Source organism: Methyloterricola oryzae (assembly GCF_000934725.1).
Classification (GTDB): Bacteria; Pseudomonadota; Gammaproteobacteria; order Methylococcales; family Methylococcaceae; genus Methyloterricola; species Methyloterricola oryzae.
Genome location: NZ_JYNS01000043.1, coordinates 1 through 6660, shown reverse-complemented (window position 1 = coordinate 6660; position 6660 = coordinate 1). Strand labels below are relative to the sequence as shown.

General features: G+C 56.3%; 4 protein-coding genes. All 4 read left to right on the top strand.

The window, feature by feature from the left end; genetic code table 11:
• The first annotated feature begins 409 nt into the window (after positions 1–409).
• Positions 410–790 carry a hypothetical protein gene (locus tag EK23_RS20870; RefSeq protein WP_145998779.1) on the top strand — a complete coding sequence of 127 codons (381 nt, stop codon included), beginning with the start codon at positions 410–412 and terminating at the stop codon, positions 788–790.
• Positions 791–804: 14 nt separating this feature from the next.
• A complete protein-coding gene (locus EK23_RS22230) occupies positions 805–5916 on the top strand; it encodes an NPCBM/NEW2 domain-containing protein (RefSeq protein WP_145998778.1) in 5112 nt (1703 codons plus the stop codon).
• 101 nt (positions 5917–6017) lie between these two features.
• On the top strand, positions 6018–6371 hold the full coding sequence (locus EK23_RS20860) for a transposase (protein ID WP_045227339.1): 354 nt from the start codon (positions 6018–6020) through the stop codon (positions 6369–6371).
• The coding region (gene tnpB, locus EK23_RS20855; RefSeq protein ID WP_045227338.1) for an IS66 family insertion sequence element accessory protein TnpB at positions 6368–6660 on the top strand (293 nt) is incomplete at its 3' end. The genes EK23_RS20860 and tnpB, both read left to right, overlap by 4 nt.

Genomic DNA, 6660 nt, shown 5'->3' with positions numbered 1-6660 from the left:
GGGGCGGAAATCCCAGGCGAACTTGCCCCAAATACCGCCGTTTCGGACCACTTTATGACTGACCAACACCCCAATAGGGTCCAACCGGCCTAAACGCGTCAGGTCCTCCCATTAATCGGCGTTTCCTTAATGTTCAATAGCAATGTTACTTATATCGAAAATATCGTTTGGCTGTACGATACCTCTTTAAATCATCTCGGCCTGAACCCGGCAAAGGTTAGTGAGCAAATCTCCAAAGGCAAGCCGCAACCTTAAGGATGCAGTTATGTGAGATTTTTTTTACAACATCCGGTTCAGGCTTTAATCAGCGGAAGCTAGCTCCATACTGTAATGAAGGTTTTCTTAAGTGGCCTGTCAATTGCTTGCCTAGTGCACAAGGCGTGAGTCTGTCAAATTTGGAGAAAACCCCATGAGAAACCTTGCCGCCGCTATTATTGGCTCTCTGTTTTATGCTGTTAATCCAGCATATGCGGATCAGCAGTGGGACCCAAGCACCTTGAATGAAAGAATTCCTGGCGGCATGAGTGCAGTCGACGCCTCGTATCGTCAATGCCTGGAAACGGCCCTGATGTCCTCAAATAAGGGCACGACGCCGATGTTTGATGTCAATTCGCTGGCCAGCTCGATTCTGATGCAGTGTGAAGGGAAGCTTAAGCCCATTATTGGCGCCGCGAGCGCGTTGAATGCCCCGTCGTCGGATTTCGAGCGCTTTCTTCAGATGAAACGGAGCAAAGCCGAACTTAGTCTGCTGCGGTCTCTGTATTTCGAGAACGCCCAAACAAATCCGTAGTTGGCAGAGCAGCCTTGGCATTCTGCCGTTTATTTCAATTACGAAAGCGACCTGGAATCTACCTATCGTTTTCGGAATTCGATAGCCACCAAACCTGGTTTATGATCATGCGCTTCAATCACCTAGAATGCCGCGGTTCCAAACATTTTGCAGCGCTGGCAGCCACCTTGCTCCTCTCGGCGATCTTTGCGCATTCAGTCTTGGCCGCTCCAGTCTATCTGTCCGATCTGGTGCCAACGGGAACACCGACCAATGGTTGGGGCCCCTACGAAAAGGACAAGTCCAACGGCGAACAGCTTCAGGGTGACGGTAAAGCCCTGACGATCAACGGCGTGACCTATGCGAAGGGACTCGGTGTGCATGCGAACAGTGATCTCCGTTTCAGCGTAAGTGTCCCAACTGGTTCCAGCTGCGCCTTAAGGGCGCAAGTGGGTGTTGATGACGAAGTAGGTAACCAGGGATCGGTCGTCTTTGAAGTCTGGAATGGAACGACAACCCGACTGTATCAATCGCCCCGAAAAACGGGCGCCGACGCTGCTACGGCGGTCAACGTAAGCCTTCCGGCCGGAAATAGTACGTTACGCCTGTTGGTGACCAATGGTGGCGATAACGTCACCTTTGACCATGCCGATTGGGCCAAGGCCTTGGTGACCTGTAGCAGCGGCAGCGCCAACTTGTTTGGTCCGGCAACCTCCCTAAGCGCAGGCGCGCACGCTCATGCCGTGCGCATCGCGGATCTCAATTTTGACGGCAAGGCCGACCTGGTGACCGCCAATGCCGCCGAAGCCACTATCAGTGTCTTGCTCGGCAATGGAAATGGCAGTTTCCAGCCCAAAACCAACTATGCAACCACCGCGCTTGGCGAACCCAAGTCTATAACGATCGGAGACCTTAACGGCGATGGCGCGTTGGATCTGGTCACGCCCAACCAGATTACGAACAATGTCAGCGTACTGCTGGGCAACTTGACCCTGGGTAAGGGCGATGGCACGTTCAAAGGCAAGGTCGACTATCCCTCGGCCTCCGGTGCACACGAGGCGGCAACCGGCGACATCAATAAGGACGGCAAGCTCGATGTGGTCGTAGCCGGTTGGGGCGGCTCGGTGTTGAGCGTTCTGCTCGGCAACGGTGACGGCACCTTGCGATCTCAAACGACGTTTGCAACGGGTACTGCGCCACACTCGATCGTAATCGCTGACTTCAACGGCGACCAAAATCCTGATCTTGCTACTGCCAACCACGATAGCAACAATGTGAGTGTGCTGCTGGGCAACGGCAGCGGCGGCTTTCAGGCTAGGGTAAATTACTCAGTGGGGACCAGCCCACACTCCATCAGGGCCGCGGACCTCGACAAGGACGGTTTTATTGACCTCGTTACGGCCAATGACGTCTCGAACGATGCAAGCGTATTGTTCGGAGTTGGCAATGGTACGTTTCAGACTGCCATCGACTACCCGACCGGCATCACGCCAAAATCGGTGTTCATCGCCGATGTGAACGGGGACAACCTGCCCGACATACTGATTGCCACCATTAATGGCAACTACCCGACACTGGTCAATACGGGTGGGGATAGAGTCAGCGTGCTGCTGGGTACCGGTAATCGTGGCTTTCAGGACAGGGTGGACTATGCCGTAGGGCAAGGGCCTTTCTCGGTGGTAACAGGCGATGTCAATAATGACGGCATACCCGACCTGGCCACTTCGAACTGGTGGGATGCCAATGTAACGATTCGTCTGGGCGTCTCGGTGCCGACGGCACCAGCCATTCCGACGTTGAACTCAGCCACGCCTGGGAATGCCTCGGTGACCCTCGCCTGGTCCGCCAGCGCGGGCGCCAATGGCTACAATGTTTATCGAGGCACTTCGGCAGGCAGCGAGGGTTCCATACCGCTCAATTCAACACCGATAACCACAACCAGCTACCTGGACAGCGGACTGACGAACGGGATCACGTACTTCTACAAGATCAGGGCCGTCAACGGCGCGGGAGCGGTTTCCGGCCTTTCCAATGAAGTGTTCGCAACACCCCAGGTTGGCACGAATAGCACCATCAACTTGTCCGACCTCGCTCCGGCCGGCACGCCGACAAACGGTTGGGGGCCCGTCGAGAAAAACATGTCCAATGGAGAGCAGGCCGCCGGAGACGGCAAAACCCTGACGATCAATGGAGCCACTTTTGCGAAAGGCTTCGGTGTGCACGCCAACAGTGACATACGCTTTAACATCGTCATCCCCCCGGCACCCGCCAGCTGCACTTTCAATGCCCAAGTGGGCATCGACGATGAGGTTAGCTCGCCCCTAGGCTCGGTCGCCTTTGAAGTTTGGAAAGACACTAGCACCCGGTTGTTTCAGTCAGGAGTCAAGACCGGCGCAGACGCAGCTACCGCTGTCAATGTACCGCTCAGCGCCGGCTCCATGACGCTGCGCCTTGTTGCAACGGGCGGCACCACGATTGATTTCGACCATGGCGACTGGGCCAATGCCATTGTGACTTGCAGTGGCGCGGCTCCGGAAGCTCCGGCTCCCGTCATCACCGCAGCGTCCGCAGGCGACTCAAAGGTGACGCTGAGCTGGGCAGCCGTAGCCGGGGCAACGGGGTATAACATCTACCGGGGGACATTATCGAACAGCGAAAGCACGATCCCGCTAAATCCAATACCCATTACGGCCACCAGTTACCAAGACAGTGGTCTGGTAAACGGCACCACGTATTACTACAAGATACGCGCACTTAACGGCACGCTTTCCTCCGCATTGTCCAATGAAGCATCAGCCAGACCCGCAGCGGCAACCGCTTCGGCGTTGGATGTGTTGGTCAGCCGTTACGACGCCGCCGGAACTGGCGCAAACAAGAGTGAGACTGTACTGACAACAAGCAATGTTAATGGGCAGAAATTCGGCCGTCTCTTCAGCATCCCAGTTTTTGGGAAAGTCTACGCGCAGCCACTATACGTCTCTAAGCTGACGGTTCAAGGCGTGCAGCGGGATGTGCTCTATGTGGCAACGATGGAAGATATCCTGTATGCGTTCGACGCCAATACGGGCAACCCGCTATGGAGCGTAAATTTCGCCCAGGGCGGTGTGACCCCCGTTCCGGTGACTGACGTTGCCCTTACCAATTCATTGAATATCGCCGGCAATATCGGTATCGAGAGCACCCCGGTCATCGACCGGGCAAGCAATACCATCTATCTGGTAGTACGTACCAAGGAGAACGGTCAGAACATTTTCCGTCTGCACGCCTTGGATATTGCTACAGGCGCTGAAAAGACCAACTGGCCAACGGCCCCCTTATCTGGAAGCGTTACTGTCGGCAATAAGACTGTTACATTCAACCCGAATGTCCAGAACCAACGCGCTGCCCTCAACATCGCGCAAGGACAGGTAATCATCAGCTTCGGTTCTCATGAAGACTTCAATGCCTATTATGGCTGGGTCATGGCATACGATGGTCAATCCGGCGCGCGGAGCGGAATACTGGTTACGACGCCTACCGCGCCGGGGGTAGCCGGTACCGGCGGCAAGGTCAATGGCCCTGGTGGCGGCGTGTGGATGTCTGGTCGGGCACCCGTCGTCGACAACCTTGGATACGTCTACCTCGCCGTGAGTAACGTGTGGGGAAACGGTGGTTACGACGGTGTCAACAACTTCAGTGAAAGCCTCCTGAAGCTTGATCCGTTGCAGGGTCTGAAAGTCGTTGATTGGTTCACGCCCGATAACAGGGCAGCCCTTGATGCAGCGGACGAAGACTTCGGCAGTTCCGGGCCGATGCTGATTCCAGGCAGTACCCTGGTTACCATGGGAGGCAAAGACGGTGTTCTTTACCTTGTCGATTCCAATAGCCCGACGGGTCTCGGTAAAGGCGTCAATAATGCTCTCAACCAGGTACAGTCGCTGCCATTTGGAGGGCTCGAGATCCGCAATGGGGCCGCCATATGGGTTCGCTCCGCACAAGCCGGCGGTTCGCTGACGTACCATGCCCAATGTTTCGACGCGGTACGTAGCTATCCCTTCGATGGCTTCCGCTTCGTGACTACAGGCGCGAAGGCTTCTATAGACACCTTTGCAGAGCCAGGCGGATTCCTGACCGTTTCGGCCAATGGAGAGCAAGCCGGCAGTGGAATTGTCTGGGCCTATGGCACGCAAACCAATGCCGACCACGAAATGACGGTGGGAGAGTTGCGGGCCTATAATGCGGATACCCTGACGCGGCTCTGGAGCAGCAAGGATAACCTGACCAGGGACGATGTGGGCCTGTTTACCAAATATGTCCCCCCGGTGGTGGTCAACGGCAAGGTCTACGTCGCGACCAACTCAAATCAGATATTGGTGTATGGCCTATTGCCGACAACCGGAGACTTCACAGTCACTGCCTTGCCCGCGTACCTGCCTGTCATGGCTGGAAGCTCAAGTTTTGAACTTAGGGCCAATCCATTGAACGCGTTTAGCGGAACTGTGAATTGGGCGGTTGCCGGATTGCCGGCCGGCGTAACCGCCGCATTCACAGGGAACCCTGGAAATCAGGCGAAATTGAATCTGACGGTTCCTAATACAACCAGCGCGGGCCTTTACACCGCAACTGTGACAGCCTCATCCGGTCAGTTGTCTCATACGCAAACGGTCATTCTGAACGTGACGGGTGCGCAATCAATTTCGCGCAGCACCAGTCCCTGGAGCATCTTGTCCTTCGACAGCCAGGAAACCGTGGGCCAATTTGCTCCGGCGACTCAGGCCATTGATCTGAATCCCACAACGTTCTGGCATACTGCTTGGTCGGGTGCGACGCCGGCCAATCTGCCACATCAAATCGTCATTGATCTGGGATCGCCTCAACTGGTCTCTGGACTATCGTATCTGCCCCGACAGGATGGCTGCGCCAACGGAACCGTTCGCAAGTACGAGATTTTTCTTAGCCTCGACGGCGTGAATTGGGGAAATGACTTGGTAGGCGGTTCGTTCGACTACTCAAACATGAGCTGGGGCTGTAGCGGACAATCGATCTTGCGCAAACAGCAGATCAAGATTCCTCCGACATCGGGACGTTACGTCCGATTCCGCGCCTTGAGCGAAGTTAACGGCAACCCATGGACGTCAGCAGCTGAGATAGACATTTTTAAACAATGATTTGTAGTGCTTCTGTAGGGAGCAAGCGAACGCAGTGTTGAAATAATCCAGCGTGAGGTAAGCGTGCAGGATAGTGTCCACCTAAATTCTTGGTGGACGCTATGGCCGAACACACTAAGAGCACCCGGCGGCAGCACAGCGCCGATTTCAAACTGCAGGTGGTGGATGCCTGCCGACAGCCCGATGCCTCCGTTGCCGGGGTAGCACTGGCACACGGGATCAACGCCAATCTGGTACGGCGCTGGTTGCGCGAGCAAGGCATTGTGGCGTCGTCGAAGCGCGTAGCCGCGGAGGCGAACGTGCTCGATTTCGTGCCGGTGCGGATTGCGCCGTCGGAAGCCCCGCCCGGCGATATCCGGATTGAACTGCGCCGCGCTGGATTCGTGGCGACGATCCACTGGCCGGTGCAGGCAGCTCCGGAACTGGGTGCCTGGCTGCAGGCCTGGTTGCGATGATCCGGGTGGAAGCGGTCTGGTTGTCGACGCCGACGCTGGACCTTCGCGCCGGCATGGATACGCTGCTGGCGCGGGTGGTCCAGGTGTTCGGCGAAGCGCGGCCGCAGCATGCCTATCTGTTTGCCAACCGGCGGGCAAACCGGATGAAGGTTCTGGTGCATGACGGCATCGGCATGTGGCTCGCGGTGCGTCGTTTGCATGAAGGGGGTTTTGCCTGGCCCAAGCCGGGTGAACCGCTGCACCTGACCCATCTGCAGTTCGAGGCGCTGGTACTCGGGCTGCCCTGGCA